This is a genomic window from Flavobacterium sp. LC2016-13 (genome assembly GCF_009707955.1).
In the GTDB taxonomy this organism is placed as follows: Bacteria; Bacteroidota; Bacteroidia; order Flavobacteriales; family Flavobacteriaceae; genus Flavobacterium.
Genome location: NZ_WMDQ01000043.1, coordinates 1 through 994, shown reverse-complemented (window position 1 = coordinate 994; position 994 = coordinate 1). Strand labels below are relative to the sequence as shown.

General features: G+C 43.5%; 1 pseudogene. It reads right to left on the bottom strand.

The features are described from left to right. Window positions 1–994: pseudogene (locus GKZ86_RS25320) on the bottom strand (T9SS C-terminal target domain-containing protein); the annotation flags it as partial.

Sequence of the window (994 nt, the reverse complement as noted above, 5' to 3'; positions counted from 1 at the left end):
TTCGTCTAATTTTAAAACCCAGAAATCTGTTCCGTTGCCTACAATTCCGCCTTGTGTGGTCAGGGCATTTTTGCTGTTGGAATTCCCTCCCACAATATATCCCCCATCGATGGTCTGATGAATTACATACGGCTGGTCATCACCTTCTGCCCCATAAACATTCTGCCACTGTATATCACCCGTGTCGTTAATTTTTATGATCCAGTAATCGCCAACACCTTTATTGGCTTCTGTTTTATCTCCGGATATAGGTGAGCTGGAATAGCCTGCTAAAATGTAGCCGTTATCGGCAGTCTGTTCCATGCTTCTCAGCAGATCCGCATATTTTCCTCCATAGGTTTTCTGCCATTCTATAATTCCTTCATTATTGAGTTTTACAACCCAATAATCCATATTGCCCCTGCTTTTCTCTGATTTATTATATAAGTCCGCTTTGGTAGTTACGGTTGATTTCCCGTCCGGTTTTGCAGTTGAAACCGAAGGAGGATTGGAGCCTGAAGAGCCTCCTAATATATAACCTCCGTCCCTGGTCTGAAAAGCGCATAACAGCTCTTCCTGACCGGTGCCTCCAATGGTTCTCTGCCACTGCTCGGTACCTGAAGCATCCAGTTTTATAACCCAAAAATCGGTTATTCCCTTACACGCTTCGCCTTTTTGAAAACCGCTTTCCGAGCTTGAAGTACCCGCCAGTATAAAACCGCCGTCTTTGGTGTTTTTTATGCTTTGAAGCAAATCAAAACCGTTCCCCCCAATACTTTTCTGCCAGTCCAGGTCTCCTTTTTCATTCATTTTCCAGATCCAATAATCCAGATCACCGTGGTTATCATCGTCTTTATTGCCTGTTTTGTTAGAAAGTGAGCTGCCTGCCAAAATAAAACCGTAATCGGCCGTGGGCTGGGCATCAAAAAGATAATCTGCCTGCTGCCCTCCATAGGATTTCTCCCAAAGGATATCCTGGCAATAACTAAAAAATGGCAGTAAAATAAAAAGTAAT